Source organism: Streptomyces sp. NPDC058579, from assembly GCF_042718575.1.
In the GTDB taxonomy this organism is placed as follows: Bacteria; Actinomycetota; Actinomycetes; order Streptomycetales; family Streptomycetaceae; genus Streptomyces.
Genome location: NZ_JBHXPI010000013.1, coordinates 72,466 through 93,095, shown reverse-complemented (window position 1 = coordinate 93,095; position 20,630 = coordinate 72,466). Strand labels below are relative to the sequence as shown.

Genomic DNA, 20,630 nt, shown 5'->3' with positions numbered 1-20,630 from the left:
TCGGCGCAGATGGGTAGCATTCATCGCCCACTCAAGGAGGAGCCCATCGTGACGACTGAAACCGACCCCACACGCCCGGATCTGAAGGCCCAGTACGCGAGCAAGGTCGCCGGCGACATCGACGAGAACGAGGCGGACCAGCGGCGCGTCGAGGCTCAGATCCAGGCCCTGCAGGAGCAGTTGGTGTCCCTGAAGGCCGATCGTGAGCTGCTGATGAGCGTCAGCGCGGCGCTGCTGGACGCCACCACCGCGGCAAAGGCGACGGTCCCCGCGCAGTCGGCGGGAATGACCGTCGCCAAGACCTCACCTCGTCCGAAGCCGGCGGCCAAGAAGAAGCAGCCCTCGGTCCGCGAGGCGGAGGACAGGGGAGCCGCCCTCACCGACCTCATCCTCGGACACCTCAGTGAGCAGCACGAACCCCGCAGCACCTCGGAGATCCTCCGGTGCCTCGCCGAGGCCCACCCCAAGCGGCAGATCTCCGATCCTCTCGTACGCACCTCCGCCGAGCGGCTGGTTGCCCGAGGCAAGCTGGTGCGTTCCAAGCAGGGGGCCGGCGTCTACTACACCGTCTCCTCGGGATCCAGTTCGAACGTGAAGTAGATGCTCAGCATGTAGGGCTCGTCCTCGTCGTGGAAGGCGTCCCACGACACGTCCACCAGGCGGACGTTGTGGTCCCGCACCCACTCATGGGCCTTCTTGAAGGCCCTCGCGGCGGTCGTGGCGGGGAAGAGCTTTCTGGCCATGGGATGCACCTGGGTGTCGGCATCCGAGTCGTCGAAACCCTCAGGGACGTCCAGGCAGAGATCGGGATCGAGTGTCATGGAGTGCGTGCGCCCTTCTCGGTGGTGCTGAGTACGACGCCTGAGAAGACCGCCGTGCACGTGGATGGGTTGCTTCCGTCCGTCTGCCGTACGCGTTCAGTCCGCCTCAGTCCGCTCAGTCCTCCGTACGGCTCAGCACCAGCTGGGCCTGAGGGAGGTGATCCCGTTCATGCTCGTCACCTGGCCGCGCCACTTGCTCGGTGGCGCGGCGGCGGCCACGGAGTAGTCGGGGTCGTTGAAGAGCGTCCACGTGTGCTCGGTCCTGTTCCAGACGCTGGTCGTCGCATTGTCCCAGTTGGCCTGCTTGCCGTAGCCCGACCTGCCGAGCCATTCGCTGGGAATGCCGACCCTGCCCAGGTGCTTCGTGAACCCGTCGCACATCTCGGGGACGTGCAGCGGAGTGAGCGCGAACACGGGTCCCGTGCCGTTCGGGCCGCCGTACAGGCAGAACTCGCCGACCTTGCACCCGGCCCACGGAGTCTGCGGCGGGGCCTTGGACTTGGCGGGGGCGGGCGGGGCCGGACGCTTGTACACGGGCTTGGTCGTCGCGGGCGGCCGTTGCGTCCTGGGCGGTGTGGGAGTGACCTTCGGTGTGGGCTTCTTGGTGGGCGGTGCCTGAGTGGTCTTCACCGGGGTCGGTGTGGGGGTGGGGGACGCGGCCACGAAGGCGCCGCTCTCGGGCCCGCCGCCGTCCGTGTCCAGAACGGTGTCGGCCGTCTCGCTCACCGCCGCGACCGGGTTCGTCTTGTCGCGGGACTCCTCGTTGGACCCGATGAGCAGGAACGGAAGGGTGATCATCACGGCGCCGGCGATCGCCGCACCGGCGAGGATCGGCTTCTTCGGACCCGCGGAGGGGGCGCCGACCGGTTCCTCGGGCCGGTTTCCCGGACCTTCCGCGCCGGCCTGGGCGGCGCCCTCGGCCTGCCCGCGTGCGCGCGGGTTCGGGTTCTCGGGGTTCTGCCCGGCGGTACGCGGCTCGGTGCGCGGCCGTGCCGCCGCGCCCGCCGACCTCTCGGACGTCGCGGTCTCGGCCGCGGGGGCCGGGCCGGTGGCGCCCAACCGGCCTTCATGGCCTGAGGTGTTCGCCTCTCCGGCGGTCGTCCCGTCGGGGCGCGGCCGGGCTCCCGCGCCGCCATTGCTCCGCGCGGGTGCGGAGGCCCCGTCGGGCCGTGTCGAATGCTCGGACATCAGTGCTCCGTGTTGGCTGGAGGCGCACCTCTACAGAGGCGCTGGCACGCTGGGCGGTGGCAGGCAGGGAAGTGACGGAATCCCCATCAGTGACCGGGCGGTTGAGGGGCTCGGTCACTGATGGGGGCGCCGGGGTCCCGCCCACAGGTCAGCGGCCGGGGCCGATGCTGACGTTCTGCCAGCCCTGGACGAGGGTGTTCTGGGTGTGGCGGTAGGACCCGGAGATCTCGTTGAGCAGGGTGACCTTGCTCTCGAGCATCTTCTCGATGGCCAGCAGGGCGTCGTTCCACGCCTTCTGCTTCTCGGTGTAGACCTGGGCGTCGTCACCGATCCAGGTGTTCCGCAGCTCGCCGAGCTCCGCCTCCAGGTTGTAGAGGGTTTGGTCGATGGCCTGGGTCTGCGCGATCAGGTCCTCGGCGGCGTTCTCCATGTGCCGGTAGTCGACGTAGATATAGCCGTCGGTGAGGTTCTCCGACATGGTGTGTCCTCCTCTGATGCAGGCCGGCGGGGCGGGACCGGGGTGGGAAGCGGTGTGGGTCGCCCGCGGGGACGGGGTCGGGTCAGCCGTTGAGAGTGTTGAAGACGGCGTTCGACGCGCTGCTGGCCTGGGAGACCTGCTCGTTGGCGAACTGCTGCTGCCTTCCGTGCTCCCGCAGCGTCTTCTGCAGCTCCTCGATCATCTGTTCCAGGTTCATCGTGATGACGCCGACCTTCTCCTGCCACTGCGTGACGAGCTGCGAGAAGGCGGCACCGTCGCTGCCCCCGTAGCCGTTGGTCAGAGTCAGGCGCGTGGCCTCCACGTCGGAGCTGCACCTCACGACGCCGTCACGCGCGGCGGACAGCGCGTTGATGCCGTTCCGTGTGGCGCTCTCCTGGGACTGCTGCATTCCTGTCGACATCGCACACTCCTTCTCGCCTCGATCCCCCTCACCGCAGCGGGGTTCTCACTTCCGGGACCAGCCTGACGACAGAGACTTGTCTCCGGTCCCCACACTCCTGCCGCCACCCTGCGGAAACCTTGCGTCGCGGCACGGCCGCCCCCATCAGGCTCCCCGCACCCACGTCGGGGCGGGTACGCTGCTGCCGCTCCCCTTCCTCAGCCACTTCCTCAGCTCCACGGTCCGCCGCAGCATGCCGGGCCGCGCGTCCTCCTGCGCTCCACGCGACTCCCCGCGCGCCAAGCGATCAACAGGACACGGATTCACGCCGAAGGAGAGCACCGTTGAGCGTCGTACTGTTCCGACGTCCCGCCCGCCGCCCCGGGCCGGACATGCCCGAGGGTGAGCTGAACCTCGAAGAGCCGCCGGTCCTCGCCGAGATGACGCCGGACAGCTCGGCCATCTGGCAGTACCTGCCGATGGCCCTGATGTCGGTGTCGTTCATGTTCATGTACATCCGGCCCGGCAGCATGCGCGGCAGCGAGGGCTCGTTCATGTACCTGGCGATGGGGCTGATGGTCGTCGCCTCCGCCGGCATGATGCTGGGGCAGTTCATGAAGCGGGCCGCCGAGCGCAAGCAGCGCCTGAAGGGTGAACGCCGGGACTACTTGCGCTACTTGACGCAGATCCGCAGGCGGGTACGGAGGAACGTCGCCGAACAGCAGGCCGCGTCCGCCTGGCACCACCCGGAGCCGGCGACGCTCTGGTCGGTCGTGGGGACGAGCCGGCTGTGGGAACGCAGGGCCGCCGACGACGACTTCGCGGAGGTACGGGTCGCGGTCGGCGACCAGAAGCTCGGCCTGAAGCTCGTACCGGGATCGTCCAAGCCGGTGGAGGACCTCGAACCGCTCTGTGCCCACGCGCTGCGCAGCTTCGTACGCGCCTACGCCACCGTTCCCGACCAGCCGATCTCGGTGTTCCTGCGGGCCTGGTCCCGGGTGCTCTTCCGGGGCGAGACCGCGCGGGTGCAGGCCCTCGTGCGGTCGATGCTCGCCGAGCTCGCCACCTTCCAGTCCCCCGAGGACCTGTGGATCGTGGTGTGTGCCGCGGACGACCGGAAGGCCGCGTACGACTGGCTGAAGTGGCTGCCCCACACCCTGCATCCGCACGAGAGCGACGCCGCCGGTTCGGTGCGCCGGATCGTGTCGACCTTCAACGAGATGGACGAGCTCCTCGGGCCCGAGTTCGGTGAGCGGCCCCCGTTCGACCCCGACGCGACCCCGGGCTGGGAGGAGCCGTACACCGTCGTCGTCCTCGACGGTGTCCCCGCCCCCGGCGGCCACGCCTTCGACGGACCGGGACTGCGCAACACCGTCGTCCTGGACGTGGACTCCTCACTGACCTGGCGCCCCGGGCGCACCACGCTCCGGCTCGACCTCGCCGACGGCGAGCTCGGCCTCGTACGGACCGACCGGGAGCGCAAGGAACGCACCAGCCCGCTGGGGCGGGCGGACCAGTTCGGCGTCGTCGGAGCGGGCTCGCTGGCCAAGATGCTCTCCCCGTACCGGCTGCGGCTCGACGGGGAGAACGGCGCGGAACCGCTCAGTTCGGACGTCGAACTCACCACCCTCCTCGGCATAGCGGACCTGTACCGCCACGACCCGCACACCCTCTGGTCCGCGCGTACGGACTCCAGCCGGCTCAGGGTCCCCATCGCGCTGGCCGCCGACCGCACGCCCGTGGAACTCGACATCAAGGAGTCGGCGCAGGGCGGCACGGGACCGCACGGGATGCTGATCGGGGCCACGGGATCGGGCAAGAGCGAACTGCTGCGTACGCTCGTGCTGTCCCTTGCGCTGACGAACTCATCAGAGACGCTCAACTTCATCCTCGTGGACTTCAAGGGCGGCGCGACCTTCCTCGGCCTCGACGCGCTCCCGCACACCTCTGCCGTGATCACCAACCTCGCGGACGAGGCCGCCCTCGTCTCGCGCATGCAGGACGCGCTGCACGGCGAACTCATGCGCCGCCAGGAGCTCTTGCGCAGCGCCGGCAACTACACGTCGGCTCTCGAGTACGAGAGGGCCCGGGCGGGCGGGGCCGAACTGGCGCCGCTGCCCAGCCTGTTCGTCGTCGTCGACGAGTTCAGCGAACTGCTCTCGGCGCACCGCGACTTCATGGAGCTGTTCGTCATGATCGGCCGCCTCGGGCGCAGCCTCGGCGTGCATCTGCTGCTGGCCTCGCAGCGGCTCGACGAGGGCCGGATGCACCAGCTCGAGAGCCATCTGTCGTACCGCATCGGCCTCCGCACGTTCTCGGCCATGGAGAGCCGCGGTGTGCTGGGCGTGCCGGACGCCTACGAGCTTCCGCCGCAGCCGGGCAACGGCTACATGAAGACGGGTGTGGAGACCCTGAAGCGTTTCCGGGCCGCGTACGTCTCCGGTCCGCACCGGCGGCGCAGCGGCACGGTCAGCCGGGCCCGGGTGGCCAGTCAGGTGGTGCCCTGGTCGGCGGAGTGGATCATGCCGCGGGCCGGCGTGGACCCGGATCCGGCGCCCGTACCGGAGCCGGAGCCCGAGGAGGAGGCCCAGTCCCTGCTCGCCGTCGCCGTGAGCCGCCTCGTCGGAGCGGGCCCGGAGGCCCATCAGGTGTGGCTGCCGCCGCTGGACAAGTCCGCCACGCTCGACGAACTCCTGCCGGGCATCGCACCGCACCCCGAACTCGGTCTGATGGCGGCTGACTACCCGCACCTCGGCTCGCTCAAGGTTCCCGTCGGCATCGTCGACAAGCCCTTCGACCAGCGCCGTGACCAACTCGTCGTCGACATGTCCGGCGCGGGAGGGCACGTCGCCATCGCCGGTGGTCCGCAGAGCGGCAAGAGCACCTTCGTACGCACCATCATGACCGCGCTCGCGCTGACCCACACACCGCGCGAAGTCCAGTTCTTCTGCCTGGACTTCGGTGGCGGAACGCTCGCGGGCCTCGCCCGGCTCCCGCACGTGAGCGGTGTCGCCTCGCGGATGGACGAGGAGCGGGTGGGCCGTGTCATCTCCGAGGTCACGGCGCTGCTCGCCGACCGCGAGCGGCTCTTCCTCGACCAGGAGATCGACACCATGGCCACCTACCGGCGCCGCCGGGCGGCCGGCGAGCTGCCCGACGAGAAGTTCGGTGATGTGTTCCTGGTCATCGACGGCTGGCAGTCGGTACGGCAGGACTACGACCGGCACCTGCCCGCGTTCTCCGCGCTGGCCTCACGCGGCCTGAACTACGGCATCCACCTCATCATCACCACGGCCCGCTGGCTGGAACTCACCTCGGCCATCCGGGACCAGGCGGGCACCAAGCTGGAGCTGCGCATGGGTGATGCGATGGACTCCACCATCAACGCCCGCATCGCCGCCACCGTGCCGCGCGACCCGGGCCGCGGCATCACGCGCGAGGGCCACCACCACTTCCTGACGGCGCTGCCGAGGATCGACGGCACCACCAGCGCCGGAGACCTGTCGGAGGGCGTCGCGGCCATGGTCGCCACCGTACGCGACCACTGGTCGGGCCCCGTCGCGCCGCCGGTGCGGATGCTGCCCACCGTCCTGCCCTCGACGGACCTGCCGACCCCGCCGAACAAGCTGCGCATCCCCATAGGACTGGAGCAGGAGCGGCTGTCCACCCTGTGGCACGACTTCAGCGAGACACCTCACATGATCGTGGTGGGCGACAACGAGAGCGGCAAGACGAACATGCTCCGCCTGATCGCGCACAGCATCATGCGGACGCACACCCCCGCCGAGGCCCGCATCATGGTCGTCGACTACCGGCGCCAGCTCGTCGAGACCATCCCCGACGAATACCGGCTCGGCCACGCCGTGTCGATGGACGCGCTCCAGGAACTCGTCAGCGGTGCGGCCCGCGCCGTGGCAACCCGCGTGCCGGGACCCGACATCGCGCCGTCGCGGATGCGGCTGTGCGACTGGTGGCAGGGGCCGCGGCTCTTCATCCTCGTGGACGACTACGACATGGTGGGCGCCGGTCCGATGCACCAGCCCTTCGCGCCGTTGAACGACCATCTGGCCCTCGGCCACGAGGTGGGGCTGCACGTCGTCGTGGCGAGGGCCGCGGCGGGAGCCGGGCGTGGTCTGAGCGACGCACTGATGCGCCGCCTCCTGGAGGTCAACGCACCGAGCCTGCTGCTGTCCTGCCCGCCCTCGGAAGGCTTCCTGTTCGGGAACCACAAGGGCCGGCTGATGAATCCCGGTCGCGCCATGCACATCTCGCGGCGCAAGACGATGCAGGTGCAGACCGCGCTGGTGGATGCGGAGGAGTCGTGAGCGGCGCGAGAGCCGAGGCCTCAGCGGCCGGCGCCCCGGCGGTCGGCATCCGAGCGCTCGGCGTCTCAGCGCTCGGCGCCTCAGCGGTCGGCGTCGCCGGGGCCGGCGTCTCAGCGGTCGGCTGCGCGCCAGGAGCGTGCCCGTCCGCGCGGGACGATCGCCACCGCGGCGGCGAGGACCAGCACGAGCAGCAGGGCCGCGCCGGCCACCACCAGAGCCGTACGACGGGATCCCTCGGCGGTGTCGGGCTTCGGGTCCACCCGGGCCGGCTCGACGCGCCGGTCGACGGCGCCGCCACCCGCGACGGCGGTGAGCCCGGCGTACGGGTCGAGGCGCGGGATGTCCGCCGGGTACGCGGTCGACGCCAGGCGGGCGGCCGTCTGGTCCGCGGAGAGCTCGGGGTACCGGGCCCGGACGAGGGCCGCGGCACCGGCCACGTTGGCCGCCGCGAACGACGAGCCGGAGCCGATGTAGTGGCCCGCTCCCCGCGGGCCCACGCTGACCACGGCGTCGCCGGGCGCGGCCAGATCGGCGGCGAAGGGCTCCGGTGCGTTGGTCGGGCGGGCCAGGTCGGGGCCGTAGTCCACCACCGACACCACCTTGGGCAGGAAGGCGGGGAAGTACGGCCGCGCCGCGGCCTGGTCGCCCGTCGCACCGCGCGGCAGCGCGTCGGGGGCGACCGGCGCCACGATCAGCGCGTCGCGCTCGGAGGCGTACTCGACGGCCTTGGTCAGTTCGGCGCGCCCGTCGAGGACGGCCCGGGCCACGTAGATGACCTTGGCCCCGGCGTCCGCGGCCTGCCGGATCGCGGTCGCCAGGGCCGGGCCGTCGGTGATGCCCCGCTCATCGGTGCCGGGCACGGCGAGGACGCGGGCCTGCGGCGCGACGCCCGCCATGCCCGAGCCAGGACCGGGAGCGGCCGCGATGAGACCGGCCGCGAAACTGCCGTGCCCCACACAGTCGGGCTTAGCGGCACCCACATGGGTCACCCGGCCCTGAAGCGCGGGTATGTCCGCGCCGACCCCGGTGTCCACGACGGCCACGAGCACGCCGGACCCCTGGGTCAGCTGCCAGGCGCGGGACAGACTCATCGCCGCCCGCGTCCACGGCTCGGCGCGGGCCGTCTCCGCGGACGGACCGGCGCACGGCTCGTCGGCCCCGAGCGCGGTCCGTACGGTCGGCAGCGAGACCGGATCGTCCACCGCGGAAGCCGACGGGGCTGCGCCGATCGTCAGGCAACAGGCAACCGCCGCTGCCGAGATGAGGTGGTGGCGCGGGTAACGGGCGCGTCGCATGCGGCACATGATAGGCGCCGAACCGGTCCCATCAACGGCGCGCGGAAGAAAAATCAATCAGCAGCGCGGCACACGGTTCCCCGGCCTCCCGTACGGCACCCGTCCGCACCCACACATCAGGAGGTATGAGGTGTCACGCCAGATACTCAGGGTCTCGCCGGATGAGTCCGGTGCCTACAGGACGATCACCGAGGCACTGGCTGTGGCGCGCTCCGGGGCCGTCATCCGCATCAAGGCGGGCCGGTACGCCGAGAACCTCATGGTGCGGACCCGGGTCAGCCTGGTCGCCGAGGGCGACGGCGACGCCGTCGAGATCTGCCCCCGCCGAGGCTCCGCCCTGGTGCTCGTCGCGGACGCCGTGATGCTCACGGACCTGGTGCTGCGCGGTGGTTCGGAGGACGTCGCCACCGTCGACGCGGCCCGGGGCCAGCTCGCCATGGACGGCTGCACGGTCAACGGCTCGGGCTGGACGGCGATCCTCTCGCGTCAGACGGGCTCCCTGGCCCTGCGCAACTGCCGCATCACCAACCGGGACGGCGCCGGCATCGTCGACACCGCGCCGACCGGGAGCGTGGTGGAGGACTGCCTGATCGAGAACCTCGGCACCTCGGGTGTGGTCCTCGGCGAGAACTCCAGGACCACCGTCCGCAACTGCACCATCCGCGACGCTCGGGGCAACGGACTCCTGGCCAACGGCGAGGCGCAGGGCGTGTTCGAGGACTGCGAGGTCTCCGGAACGGACAAGCCCGCCCTGGCACTTGAGGGCAGCAGCTCGACCGCGATCAGCAGGGTGCAGATCCGGGACGTGCCCGTGGGCGTCCTTGTGACCACGACGGCGCGGCCGGTCCTGGAGAACGTCAGGGTGTCGGCGACCACCGGCCCGGGATACGCGCTGTCCGCGGGCGGCGACTGCCTCATGCGGTACTGCAGCGCCGAACGGACCAAGGGCGCCGGGCTGTTCGTGACCGAACGCTCCCGAGGCACCTTCGAGGAGTGCGAGTTCACCGGCACCAAGGAGGCCGGCATCAAGGTGCTGGGCGACGGTGCCCCCTCACTCACCCGCGTCGGCGTCCGGCAGTGCCTGGACACCGCGGGCGCCGTCCAGCTCTCCGACGGCTCCACGGCGGAGTTCGACCACCTGGAGATCACCGACGCGGCGGGCACGGCGATCTCCGTGCGTACGCTCGCCAACCCGCTGATCCGGCACGTACGGATCATCAGCCCGGGCGGAGTCGGCGTGGAGGTCGGCGACGACGGGCGCGGCCGTCTGGAGGGCGGCACCATCGAGCTGACGGAGGGCGTCGGCATCCGGCTGTCCGGCGGCGCCGAGACCCACATCAGCGACACGGTGCTGCGGTCCATCTCCAACGTCGGCCTGGAGGTCGGCGCGGACTGCACCGCCACGGTCCGCGACTGCGAGTTCGACTCCAGCGCCGGTACGGCCGTCATGGTGGCGTCCGGCAGCGACCTGGCCCTGACCCGGACGCGGGTCACCGGCGCCGGGGCCCACGGCGTCCTGCTCTCCGAAGGCAGCCGGGCCGAACTCCGCTCGTGCCGCGTCTCGGGCAGCGCGGGAGACGGCATCCGTGTCGACACCGCCGAGGCCGTCGGCATCGCCGGCTGCGAGCTGACGGAGAACCGGGGCGCGGGGCTGCGGCAGACCCGCGCCTCGGAGAAGCTCGAAGTGATGGACATCAGCAGCGCCGACAACCACGTACCGGACGCCTGGGGCCCGGACGCGGACCTGGCCGGCGGCGGCAAGGGAGGCGCGGGCGGCGGAGACCGCAGCCCGCTGGAGGAGCTGGAATCGCTCGTCGGCCTCGACGGCGTCAAGCACCAGGTGCGTACGCTGGTCAACCTCAACCAGCAGGCCCAGCGCAGGATCCGGCTCGGGATGCCCGTACCCAGCATGAGCCGCCACCTGATCTTCGCCGGGCCGCCCGGCACCGGCAAGACCACCGTGGCCCGGCTGTACGGCGGCATCCTCGCGGAGTTGGGGGTGCTGCGCTCGGGCCACATCGTCGAGGTGTCACGGGCCGACCTGGTGGCCCAGTACATCGGCGCCACGGCCATCAAGACGACGGAGGCCTTCAACGAGGCTCTCGGCGGCGTCCTGTTCATCGACGAGGCGTACACGCTGGCCTCCGGCGCCAAGGGCAACGGCACCGACTTCGGCCTGGAGGCCATCGACACCCTGGTGAAGCTGATGGAGGACCACCGCGACGACATCGTCGTGGTCGCCGCCGGCTACTCGGAGGAGATGCAGGGGTTCGTGGCCGCCAACGCCGGTCTGGCCTCCCGGTTCACCCGCACCATCGAGTTCGCCAACTACTCGGTGGAGGAACTCGTCACCATCACCGAGAACATCTCCGCCGGCCACCGCTACGAACTCGGCCCCGGTACGTCGGAAGCGCTCACCGCGCACTTCCAGTCCATGCCGCGCGACGCCAACTTCGGCAACGGACGCGTCGCGCGCGGCGTCTTCGAGGACATGGTCGACCGGCAGTCGTTCCGCCTCGCCGCCATGGCGGACCCCAGTGAAGCGGACCTCACCCTGCTGCTGCCGGAAGACGTCGCCGACGCGGCCGGCCAGGAGAAGGACGCGGCCGAGGACCGGCAGCAACTCCTCGACCAGCTGGAAGGCATGACCGGCCTCGCCGCCGTGAAGCGGGAGGTCACCGATCTGGTGAACCTGCTCTCCCTGGCCCGCCAGCGGGAAGCCGCCGGACTGCCCGTCTCACGCCTCAGCCAGCATCTCGTCTTCGTCGGCCCTCCCGGTACGGGAAAGACCACCGTGGCGCGCCTCTACGCCCGCCTGCTGCACGTCCTCGGCGTCCTGCCGACGACCAAGCTCGTGGAGGTGGCCCGCGCGGACCTCGTGGGCCGGTACGTCGGTCACACCGCACAACTCACCAAGGACGTCTTCCAGAGCGCGATGGGCGGTGTCCTCTTCATCGACGAGGCCTACACCCTCACCCCGGACGGCGGCGGCAACGACTTCGGCCAGGAGGCCATCGACACGCTCCTGAAGCTGATGGAGGACCACCGCGACGACGTGGTGGTCATCGCGGCGGGCTACGACGCGGAGATGGGGCGCTTCCTGGACTCCAACCCGGGCCTGGCCTCACGGTTCGGCCGGCGGGTGCACTTCGAGAACTACTCCACCGACGAACTCGTCTCCATCGTCGAGCAGCACGCGCAGAGCACCGGCTACGAGTGCGGCGAGGACACGGTCGTCGCGCTGCGCGAGCACATCACCGCGCTCCCGCGGGGCCGCTCGTTCGGCAACGCCCGTACGGCACGTCAGCTGATGGAGTCGATGATCACCCATCAGGCCCGCCGCCTGGGCGGCCTGACGAACGCGTCGGTGGGCGACCTGCGCGCCCTGCTGCCGGAGGACCTCCCCGTGCTCGCGACACGGGCCTAGACAGCCAGATGCCGGTGGTCCCCTCACCCGCACGCCGCGGCGGCGGGGGAGGGAGCCACCGGCATGGGATCAGTTCGTGGTGTTCGTCGTTCCCTTGACTGCCGCCGGCAGGGTCGGGGCACATCGGGGAGCCGTCGTCACGGCGGCCCCCAGCTCCGCCGCCTCCGGCGACAGGTCGGGACCCGTCGGAAGCATGGCCAGGAGCAGGGACGGGAGCCCCTCGGAGGTCGCGTCCGCGTACCCGAGCGCCGAAGCCGCCGCACCGCTCGCCACGCGGTACTTCACTCCCGCGTCGGTGACGAGGTAGAGGGTCGTCCCGATCTTGGTCCCGGCGCCGCTGAGGGCACGTACGACCACTCCTCGGCCCGCCGGTACGGTGATGCGGTCGACGGGCAGGCACGCCCTGACCAGCCCCTCAGGACCGGGCTCGGCCGGCATGCCCAGTTCGGGCGTGTAGGCGAGGCCGATGCTCGTGCTCGTCCCCTTCGACTGGGAGCCCGCGGGCGTAATCTGGGCGCAGGGCTGCTGTCCCTGGGCGACCGGCACCAACTGGGGTGGCTTGATCGGCATCCCGGTCAGGTCGACGGTGGGGTCGGCGGGCGCCAGATTGCCCCGCAGGACGTCGGAACCGACGTCCGCGACGGTCGGCGAGGCGCCGCCGTACGCGAGCTGACGCGTCTTGGGGGCGCCCACGGCCAGGGCCACCTGGGTCGCGGTCAGGGGGCTGAGTCCGTCCTTGCGCAGCTGGTACGTCTCGGCGGCGCGGCCGGGGACCGCCACCCGGAAGAGCTGTCCGATCCGGGTCTCCCGGCCTGCCAGGCGCGGGCCGGGCGCACCGACTTCGGGCACCTCCCGCGCGGCCAGATCGGGCCCGGACGGAAGGGCGTTGAGTAGTGCCCCGGACACCTGCGTGGCGGTCGCGGACCCGTACCCGAGGGCCTCCTGGGCGGCGCTCGCACGGTCGAGGCGCAGGCGACTGCCCTTCCACAGCAGGTAGTTCGCGCCGTCAGGGCCGGTGACGAGGAGGGCCTGATCGCTGGTCAACGAGTCGATCAGAGGACCGCGAGCGACGGCGAGCGTGGTGATCGTCCTGGTGCCCTTCCCGGCGGTCCCGGTGGTCGCGGTGGTCGGCTCCGAGCACAACTGCCATGGTTGATGGTCGAGTTGGTTCGCCGACGGCAGGGAGTGCGGAGCGCCGGGGATGCCGACCGGAGCCCCGTGGGGCGTTCCGGCCAGCGCCTTGGAGCTCACCGTCTCGGTCTTGGTCTCCTTGCTCGAAAGGAGCTTGGCCGACGCGTAGTTGCGCAGCGGCCGCAGCCGGCCGCCGATGTACAGATAGCGGGATCCGGTCTCCTTCTCCACCACGATGTTGCCCTCCTCCCGCCACTTCGACGAGGGGGTACCGGGAGAGATGAGCCCGATGACGAAGGCGCCGGCGCCGACGAGCACCGCGACCACGATGCCGATGACGATGCCCCGGTTGGTCCGTCCCTGCGGGCTCTCCGGGGCATCCGGGTCGGCGCGCAGCATGCCGGAGGTGAGGCGCCCCATCATGAACATGTGCGCCTGAACCTGGTCGCGTTTGTTGTCCATCGTGTCCGGCGTCCTTAGCCCTTGAGTCCGCGGAGGAAGGAGTAGACGCCAAGCACCCAGAGGCCCAGGGGGAGCATGGCGATGGCCATCGTCGAATGCAGGATCTCCGCCGCGCGGCCCCAGTACGGAACAAGGCGCCGGCCCGGGACGGTCCACGCGGCGATCGCGACGGTGGCCGTGGCGCCGAGGAGACCGGCGGCGAAGAGCAGGCGGCCCGTGGGCGTCGAGTCGGCCGTCATGACGATGACGAGGGCGGCCGCTCCGATGGCGGCGGGGGCCGTCAGCGTGAGGCGCTGCAAGGTGTTCCCCAGACCCCTGCTGTGCAGGAGCAGGAGCACCGTCAGTACGGCGATCGTCAGCGTCTCCGCCAGCCGGGGGTGCGTGGCGAGGCCCACGACGGAGGCGGCGCAGATCACCCCCGCCGCGCCGTAGAGGCCCGTCATCCAGCCGTCGGCGACCACCGCCCGCGCGGCGACGGCCGACGGCGAGTGCGGCTCGATCCCCTCCTGCAACTGCTCGGCGTTGGACGGCAGGGGTGGCAGTCTGAGCCCGGCGAGCCGGAAGGACAGGCTCGGCACGAACGCGCCGAAGATGACCGCCGTGACGGCCATCACGCCCGCCGTCTCCGACAACCCGAGATCGGCCGCGAGGACCAGGACTCCGGCCATCGCCGCGCTGAGCGCGATGATCCCGAAGGCGGCGAACAGGGCCGCGAAGGCACCGACGACCGCCACCGCCAGCATCGCCCCGCCGGCCGCCGCGGCCCCCGCGGCCAACAGCCGGGAACCCAGCACCGCATGACCCTCCGCTGTGCCCGACAACGTGCCCCCGGGCAACAGCCAGCCCGTCTGCGCCAGACACAGCACCCCGGGCATCCCGAGCACGGCGCCCGCGCCCGCGTCCCCCACCGCGCGACTCGCCGAACCCGCCCCCGCGAGCAGCAGCAGGGCCATGCCGGCCGAGGCGATGGCGCCGACCAGGCTCGAATTGCCGGACAGCGCCACGGTCGCCGCGGCGGCGAGCGCGGTCGCCCACGCGAACGCGAGCAGCAGCCGCCGGGAGATCACCGGTGTCCAGCCGAAGGGCTGGTCACGCATGGTGGTCGCGATCCCGTCCACCAGATCGTCGAGCTGCACCTCGGGCAGTACCTCGGTGTGCGGTCTCAACAGGACCGTGTCACCGTCCCGCAACCCCAGCGAGTCGAGACTGCTCTCCTCGTCGAGCCGCTTGCCGCTCAGCCGCTGGAGGACCCAACCCCCGTGCTCCAGACCGTTCTCGGCGAGCCCGTCACCCGCGTACTCCACCAGCGTGGGCAGCAGGTCGATGATCGGAATGTCCGCGGGCACCGCCAGGTCGATCGACTTCTCAGGGGCGCGCACCGTGAGCCGGCACAGACCGGCGGCCGTGTTCTCAGGCATTGACAACCCACGTTCCTCGAAACCGCCAACTCATCACTTCACACGATTCGGTTCTGCATCTCCGCTGCCATCGACAACCACCCCGTCCTACGCGCCGATCGCCGATGGGGTTCAGGTCCGCCCGCAAGGTTTGCGCAGGGACCCGGCAGGAGTGTGGGACGGCGCGGCACTGCCGGGCTTCCCACCCGTACCTCACCCCGAACACGGAGCAGACATGTCCGAAACCTCGACAGGTCCTGATGCGCCGGCAGCGCGGCCCAACAGCGCCGGGCGACTCCTCGTCCGCGCGGCCTTCGCCGGCGGCGCGCTGGTCACCCTGCCCTTTCTCCTGATCGCGGAGGGCGGCGCCGACGAGCCGGACCGGCCCGCGCCCCGGGCGGCGCCGACGGCCACGGCCGAGACGGCGAAGGTCGAGCTCGCCGCGGGGGAGGCGACGGAGACGGAGCGGGAGCCGGAGCCGGAGCGGGAGCCGGAGCCGGAGCCGGAGCCGGAGCCGGAGCCGGAGCGTGCGGGCGAGCGCCGGCAGAAGGCACCGGCACCCCTCAAGAAGCAGCAGGAAGCCGAACGGCTCGCCGTCATGAAGCGCAGCGGCTCGCCGCTGCTCCCCAGGGTCGAGGCGAGGCCGATGTGGTACGGCTGCGACGAGGGCGAGCTGTGCCTCTACGGCGGGCCCGACGGCACCGGCCCCCTGCTGGCGCTGTCCCCGCTGCACGTCTCGGAGCTGTGCGACGGGTTCGCCGCGAACCTGACGTACCTGTCGCTGCCCCTCACCTGGCAGGACAAGCCCGGCTTCACGGACAGCCCCACCTGGAACGACCAGGCGTCCAGCGTCTGGAACCGGACCGACCACACCTGGAGCCTCTTCACCGACGCCGACCACCAGGGCGTCGAGCTCAAGATGCCGGCGAAGGCGGCCACCAATCTCCAGGACAACGACAAGCTGTCGTCCCTGAAGCCCAGCTGGTGCGACGGCCCGGGCAACTGACCCGACTCCGCCCTAGCCCTCGCCCTCGTCTTCGGCCAGGCCCAGGAGGTGGGTCACATGCCGGTCGAACTCGATGGATCCCTCGATCCAGCTGACCACGCAGGTCACGAAGTGCTCGGGGCTGACCCCCATCCCGATCAGGGTCTGCGCCTCGCCGATCATCCGGATCTGCCCGTCCTCGGGCGTAAAGGTGCACACCTTGGGCCACAGGCTTTCGCGGTTCCAGTCGTCGATCCACTCGTACAGCTGGGGCTTGTCCTCGGGGCGGAAGGGCCGGTCGTAGAAGGTACGGACGGAGAACAGCCGCTGGTCGCCCGCGCCCCGGAACATGAAGTACATGCGGTAGTCCTTCCAGGGCGCTACCAGATCCCCCTCCACGTCGACGGCGTGCGTCAACTCCAGCCGGTCGAGCAGCTGTCGTATGAAGTCCTGGGTGGGGAGGAGGGTGCCGCCGTTCCCGGCGGGCGCGGCTGCGACGGTCTCGGCTTCCACGGTGGGGGCTCCTTCGCTCCAGGTGCTCTCGACGTCGCCGAATGTGCCACAGACCGTCCCGCCGGCACAGGCCCGACGGGTGCGCGGGAGCGGGGGCGCAAGGATTTCGCAGGGTGTCGGCAGGAGTGTGAGGGGTGGAGGCAAGGCTCTCTTTCCACCCTGGGCCCATCAGCGGGCTCGCTCAGGCACCCCGTCCGCCGTACCGCATCGCATCGCATGAACGGAGAGGGACATGGCAGGCGACCCCAATACGGACACCACCCGGATCGTCATGGACAAGGGGGGCCTGCAGCTGTTCCTGGACAACCGGCTCGCGCCCTTCACGCAGAGCCTGCGGAACATGCTGGTCGACGACCCCTCCGGGGAGCGGGCGCTGGGCACGCTGGCGGAGGGGGACGTCACCGACCCGGAACTCAAGGACCTGGGGCGGCCGCTCGCCCTCGGCTTCATGGGGACGAGCGGTGAGATGGGGGACACCGGCCTGAAGCTGAACAAGGCCCTGGTCAAGTGCATCACTTCGATGACGGAGATCTTCGACGACCACATCGTCCTGTTCGACGACATGGAAGACAACATGCGGATCACCATCAAGAAGCTCGGCGACGTGCAGGACGGGAGCCTGATCCGCCTGGACGGCGAGGAGTTCATGGACATGTGGGAGGACGTCGTGGACGACCTCGCGTCGAGCGAGCGAGGGGGCGGCAGCGGGGATGACGACGACTAGAGCTCGCCCCCCTCCTCCCTTGTCCTCCGAGTGAAAGCAGAGTGTCGTGCCCGACGCCCCCAAGGTCCCCCCGATCACCGCCACCGACGACTACTGGTGGCAGGCGGTGCGGCTCTTCACCGGGTACGTCCCGCCGACCAGGGACGAGATCTTCGCGACACTGCTCGGGAACGACAAGATCCCTCTGATGAAGGTGGAGTTCTCGGACGCCCCCGAGGTCGAGAACAGCCTTCTCGGCGCGATCGACGATCTTCAGTGGAGGGCCAGGAACAGCGGCTGGCACATCCAGGACACCGACTTCATCATGCCCTTCTACTCCGGCATGTACGGCCCCATCACGACCGCGCCCGTCGGAGAGAACGTCAAGATGAAGCGGGCCCGCATCACCTTCATCGGCACCATCGACGCCGATGTGCCGGACGGTGGCATCTACCTGGGCGGCGAATTCAAGAGCAACATGGGTCACGCCTTCGGCGGCGGAATCGATGCCCATCACAAGTGGAACAACCGTAACCTCACGACGTACTCCTTCGGGGGAGGCCTGGCTCTCGCACGGCTTCTTGAGTTGCCCGCTCAGTCGACGGTGGGATTCTCGTGGGGCGAGATCGACGTCCCACGCAAGAACGCCGTGAGCCTGAAGTCCTTCGAGGACACGGCGGCCGCGTTCGACCGGGCAGCGCGGTTCTTCGCGGCCCGCAACCGAGACCTGACGGACTGGGAGTTCGACCTCGGCAAGGAGGAGTTCGCCTGGAAGGGGCAGGCGGCCGGCGTCTTCCGTGATCTCATCCACGGACTGCAGAGGAACTACGAGGGGTACAACGAGCAGTTTCCGCAGTTCGGCACCTGGTCGAAACACGGCTATCAGCTGCGCATCTTCGGCAAGCAGCTCGAGTTGGCGGTGAAGAAGCTCCACAGCGCATGGAACATTTGGCAGGAATTCGCGGCCAACCCCCTGCGCTTTCTCTATGACGACCTGCTCAAAGTGTCCGACGAGATCTGGTACCAGAACCTCACCAAAGTGAGGTCCGGTGTCGATCCCAGCGAACACAACAAGGTGAAGTACGAGGGATTCAGCGGCGGCTACAAGGACTATGGCCCGCTCGAATCGACGGCGACCTGGAAGAGGATCGGCGAAGACGCTCTGAAGCGCTGGCAGGACTCTGTCAAGAATGATCTGGAGAGAGTCGCCCGCCAGGTGCTCATCGATGTGCAGAACTCGTGGAACGACCAGAGGTTCAGGCCACTCAAGTCGATCGACATCGACCTGGAGAAGAGCTTTGCGGCGGACGTCGCCGCGCGGGACAAGAAGAAGGCGGAGGACGAGGCGGCGGCGGCCAAGGCGGAGGCCGAGCGCAAGCAGAAGGAAGCCGAGGCGGCGGCAGCGGCGCGCCAGGCGGAGGCGGAGGCCCGCGCGGAGGAGAGGGCGCGGAAGGCGCAGGAGGAGGCCGACCGCAAGCAGAAGGAGGCCGAGGCCCGGGCCGAGGCGATCCGTCTCGAGCAGGAGCGGAAGCAGGAGGAGCGGCAGCGCCAGCAGGAGGAGAAGCAGCGCGAGCAGGAGGCGAAGGCGGAGGCGCAGCGGGCTGAGCAGGAGCGGAAGCAGGAGGAGCAGCAGCGCAAGCAGGAGGAGAAGCAGCGGGAGCAGGAGGCGAAGCAGGACCAGCAGCGGGGCGAGCAGGAGCGGAAGCAGGAGGAGCAGCAGGCCAAGCAGGAGGCCCGGCAGCAGGAGCAGCAGGCGAAGCAGGACCAGCAGCGGGCCGAGCAGGAGCGCAAGCAGGAGGAGCAGCAGGCTCAGCAGCAGGCGATGGTCCTGCTGCAGCAGCAGAAGCAGGAGGAGCGGGAGCGGAAACAGGAGGAGAAGCAGCGGGAGCAGGAGGCGAAGCAGGAGCAGCAGCGGGCTGAGCAGGAGCGCAAGCAGGAGGAGCAGGAGGCCGAGCAGGAGGCCAAGCAGCGGGAGCAGGAGGCGAAACAGGACCAGCAGCGGGCCGAGCAGGAGGCGAAGCAGGAGGAGCGCGAGAAGCAGCAGGAGGAGAAGCAGCGGGAGCAGGAGGCCGAGCAGGAGCAGATCCGCCAGGAGCAGAAGGCGGAGCAGGAGCAGATGAAGGAGGAGCAGAAGGCGGAACGGGCCCGGCAGGAGGCCCGGCAGGAGGAGCAGCAGCGCAAGCAGGAGGAGCGGCAGCGGGAGCAGGAGGCGAAACAGGAACAGCAGCGGGCCGAGCAGGAAGCCAAGCAGGATCAGATCCGGCAGCAGCAGGAAGCCCGGCAGGGCGAGCAGCAGAGGAACCAGGAGGCCCGGCAGCGGGAGCAGGAGAGCAAGCAGGACCAGCTCCGGCGGCAGCAGGAGGCCAAGCAGGGCGAGATCCGGGCGCAGCAGGAGGCCCGGCAGGGCGAGCAGCAGAGGAACCAGGAGGAGCGGCAGCGGGAGCAGGAGGCCAAGCAGGATCAGCTCCGCGAGGAGCAGAAGTCCGAGCAGGCCCGGCAGGAAGCGCGGCAGGACGAGATCCGCCGGGAGCAGGACGGCCAGCAGGAGGAGTACCAGCGGCGGCAACTGGAGGCCCAGGAACGGATCGGGGACCAGGCCGCGTCGATCGACCTGCCGCAGTCGAGCCGCTACCCGGACTCGTTCGGCGACGGCATCAGCTCGATCAACCCCGACGGGTCGGTCACCACGCAGTACCCGGACGGCAGTTCCTCGACCATCGACCCGCGGACCGGCGAGTCGACCGTCACCCTGCCCGACGGCAGCAGGGACGTCAGCCAGCTCTCCGCGGGTGAGTCGACCCGCAACCCCGACGGCAGCTGGACGACCCGTCAGCATGACGGCACGCTCGTCACCGACTTCCCGGACGGCAGCTCGACCAGGGTCGACCCGGAGACCGGTGAGGTGACGACGACCTTCCCCGACGGCAGCCGGGCGAACACTCACCTCGAACCGGGCCAGGACTTCCGGGCCCGGCCGGACAACCCGTACGACGCCTCGTCCACCGGCGTGGGCAGCGGCACCGGCACAGGCACCGGCTCCGGAGCCGGCGGCTACGAGGAAGAGCTGTACGACGACCCGCAGTACAACACCGGTGACCTGGGCGCCCGGGACTCCCTCCGGGGCCAGGGCGGCGCCGCGGACGACCTGCCCCGTACGCCGATGGGCAATCCGCCGATGCTGCCGATGGGCACGCACATGAACGGCACCACCACCGGCGGGGCGGAGACCGCCGACCGGGTACGTGCCGTCCTGGCCCACGAGCCCGAGACGGTCGTACGCCGCCGCCAGGGCCGGGGGAACCAGAACCAGGACGACGTGGGTGCGGCGAACCGCAACGGCTCCGCCACCTCGGGATCGCCCTTCATGCCGCCGATGAACCCGCCCGGTGGCCAAGGACAGCAGGACACCCAGAGCGACCGCGAGCGCGAGTCGTGGCTGACCGAGGACGAGGACGTGTGGGGAGCCGACGAGGACGGCGCTCCGGCGTCGATCGGGAGGGACTGA

Annotated in this window: 14 protein-coding genes; 6 read left to right on the top strand and 8 right to left on the bottom strand. The window is 70.4% G+C overall.

Features of this window, described 5'->3' with window-relative positions; genetic code table 11:
• Positions 1–48 precede the first annotated feature (48 nt).
• Positions 49–600 carry a hypothetical protein gene (locus ACFWRO_RS17830; RefSeq protein WP_384511052.1) on the top strand — a complete coding sequence of 184 codons (552 nt, stop codon included), beginning with the start codon at positions 49–51 and terminating at the stop codon, positions 598–600.
• On the opposite strand, the gene ACFWRO_RS17825 is transcribed toward ACFWRO_RS17830, so the two are convergent.
• The 4 genes from ACFWRO_RS17825 to ACFWRO_RS17810 all read right to left on the bottom strand — a co-directional run bounded on the left by ACFWRO_RS17825 (position 561) and on the right by ACFWRO_RS17810 (position 2,908).
• Positions 561–743: a hypothetical protein gene (locus ACFWRO_RS17825; protein WP_384511049.1), complete on the bottom strand. Its 183-nt coding sequence runs from the start codon at positions 741–743 to the stop codon at positions 561–563. The genes ACFWRO_RS17830 and ACFWRO_RS17825 overlap by 40 nt on opposite strands.
• A gap of 210 nt (positions 744–953) precedes the next feature.
• On the bottom strand, positions 954–2,009 hold the full coding sequence (locus ACFWRO_RS17820) for a peptidase inhibitor family I36 protein (protein WP_384511046.1): 1,056 nt from the start codon (positions 2,007–2,009) through the stop codon (positions 954–956).
• Positions 2,010–2,157: 148 nt separating this feature from the next.
• Positions 2,158–2,487: a WXG100 family type VII secretion target gene (locus ACFWRO_RS17815; protein WP_384511043.1), complete on the bottom strand. Its 330-nt coding sequence runs from the start codon at positions 2,485–2,487 to the stop codon at positions 2,158–2,160.
• 82 nt (positions 2,488–2,569) lie between these two features.
• Positions 2,570–2,908, bottom strand: a complete 339-nt coding sequence (locus ACFWRO_RS17810) for a hypothetical protein (protein WP_384511042.1) — start codon at positions 2,906–2,908, stop codon at positions 2,570–2,572.
• A gap of 323 nt (positions 2,909–3,231) precedes the next feature.
• On the opposite strand from ACFWRO_RS17810, the gene eccCa reads away from it, so the two are divergent.
• Positions 3,232–7,212: a type VII secretion protein EccCa gene (eccCa, locus tag ACFWRO_RS17805; RefSeq protein ID WP_384511039.1), complete on the top strand. Its 3,981-nt coding sequence runs from the start codon at positions 3,232–3,234 to the stop codon at positions 7,210–7,212.
• 110 nt (positions 7,213–7,322) lie between these two features.
• On the opposite strand, the gene ACFWRO_RS17800 is transcribed toward eccCa, so the two are convergent.
• Positions 7,323–8,507, bottom strand: a complete 1,185-nt coding sequence (locus ACFWRO_RS17800; protein WP_384511037.1) for a S8 family serine peptidase — start codon at positions 8,505–8,507, stop codon at positions 7,323–7,325.
• 130 nt (positions 8,508–8,637) lie between these two features.
• Between ACFWRO_RS17800 and ACFWRO_RS17795 the strand changes: the two genes are divergently transcribed.
• The gene (locus tag ACFWRO_RS17795; RefSeq protein ID WP_384511034.1) at positions 8,638–11,934 is read left to right on the top strand and encodes a right-handed parallel beta-helix repeat-containing protein; all 3,297 of its coding nucleotides are present in this window, start codon (positions 8,638–8,640) and stop codon (positions 11,932–11,934) included.
• Positions 11,935–12,003: 69 nt separating this feature from the next.
• On the opposite strand, the gene eccB is transcribed toward ACFWRO_RS17795, so the two are convergent.
• Complete coding sequence (gene eccB, locus ACFWRO_RS17790) at positions 12,004–13,527, bottom strand: type VII secretion protein EccB (RefSeq protein WP_384511031.1); 1,524 nt, start codon at positions 13,525–13,527, stop codon at positions 12,004–12,006.
• 14 nt (positions 13,528–13,541) lie between these two features.
• On the bottom strand, positions 13,542–14,945 hold the full coding sequence (eccD, locus tag ACFWRO_RS17785) for a type VII secretion integral membrane protein EccD (RefSeq protein WP_384511028.1): 1,404 nt from the start codon (positions 14,943–14,945) through the stop codon (positions 13,542–13,544).
• Between the two features lie 214 nt (positions 14,946–15,159).
• Between eccD and ACFWRO_RS17780 the strand changes: the two genes are divergently transcribed.
• Complete coding sequence (locus tag ACFWRO_RS17780; RefSeq protein ID WP_384511025.1) at positions 15,160–15,930, top strand: peptidase inhibitor family I36 protein; 771 nt, start codon at positions 15,160–15,162, stop codon at positions 15,928–15,930.
• Between the two features lie 12 nt (positions 15,931–15,942).
• Here the strand turns inward: ACFWRO_RS17780 and ACFWRO_RS17775 are convergent, their stop codons facing one another.
• Complete coding sequence (locus ACFWRO_RS17775; protein ID WP_384511022.1) at positions 15,943–16,422, bottom strand: YbjN domain-containing protein; 480 nt, start codon at positions 16,420–16,422, stop codon at positions 15,943–15,945.
• A 232-nt stretch (positions 16,423–16,654) separates the two neighbouring features.
• Between ACFWRO_RS17775 and ACFWRO_RS17770 the strand changes: the two genes are divergently transcribed.
• Positions 16,655–17,146 (top strand): type VII secretion system-associated protein, encoded by a 492-nt coding sequence (locus tag ACFWRO_RS17770; protein ID WP_384511019.1) that lies wholly within the window; start codon positions 16,655–16,657, stop codon positions 17,144–17,146.
• Between the two features lie 46 nt (positions 17,147–17,192).
• Positions 17,193–20,630: an AAWKG family protein gene (locus tag ACFWRO_RS17765; protein ID WP_384511016.1), complete on the top strand. Its 3,438-nt coding sequence runs from the start codon at positions 17,193–17,195 to the stop codon at positions 20,628–20,630.

Coding starts and splice junctions, on each gene's coding strand:
- ACFWRO_RS17825 (WP_384511049.1), bottom strand. CDS start 743: ATGGCCAGAAAGCTCTTCCCCGCCACGACCGCCGCGAGGGCCTTCAAG.
- ACFWRO_RS17820 (WP_384511046.1), bottom strand. CDS start 2,009: ATGTCCGAGCATTCGACACGGCCCGACGGGGCCTCCGCACCCGCGCGG.
- ACFWRO_RS17815 (WP_384511043.1), bottom strand. CDS start 2,487: ATGTCGGAGAACCTCACCGACGGCTATATCTACGTCGACTACCGGCAC.
- ACFWRO_RS17810 (WP_384511042.1), bottom strand. CDS start 2,908: ATGTCGACAGGAATGCAGCAGTCCCAGGAGAGCGCCACACGGAACGGC.
- ACFWRO_RS17800 (WP_384511037.1), bottom strand. CDS start 8,507: ATGCGACGCGCCCGTTACCCGCGCCACCACCTCATCTCGGCAGCGGCG.
- eccB (WP_384511031.1), bottom strand. CDS start 13,527: ATGGACAACAAACGCGACCAGGTTCAGGCGCACATGTTCATGATGGGG.
- eccD (WP_384511028.1), bottom strand. CDS start 14,945: ATGCCTGAGAACACGGCCGCCGGTCTGTGCCGGCTCACGGTGCGCGCC.
- ACFWRO_RS17780 (WP_384511025.1), top strand. CDS start 15,160: ATGTCCGAAACCTCGACAGGTCCTGATGCGCCGGCAGCGCGGCCCAAC.
- ACFWRO_RS17770 (WP_384511019.1), top strand. CDS start 16,655: ATGGCAGGCGACCCCAATACGGACACCACCCGGATCGTCATGGACAAG.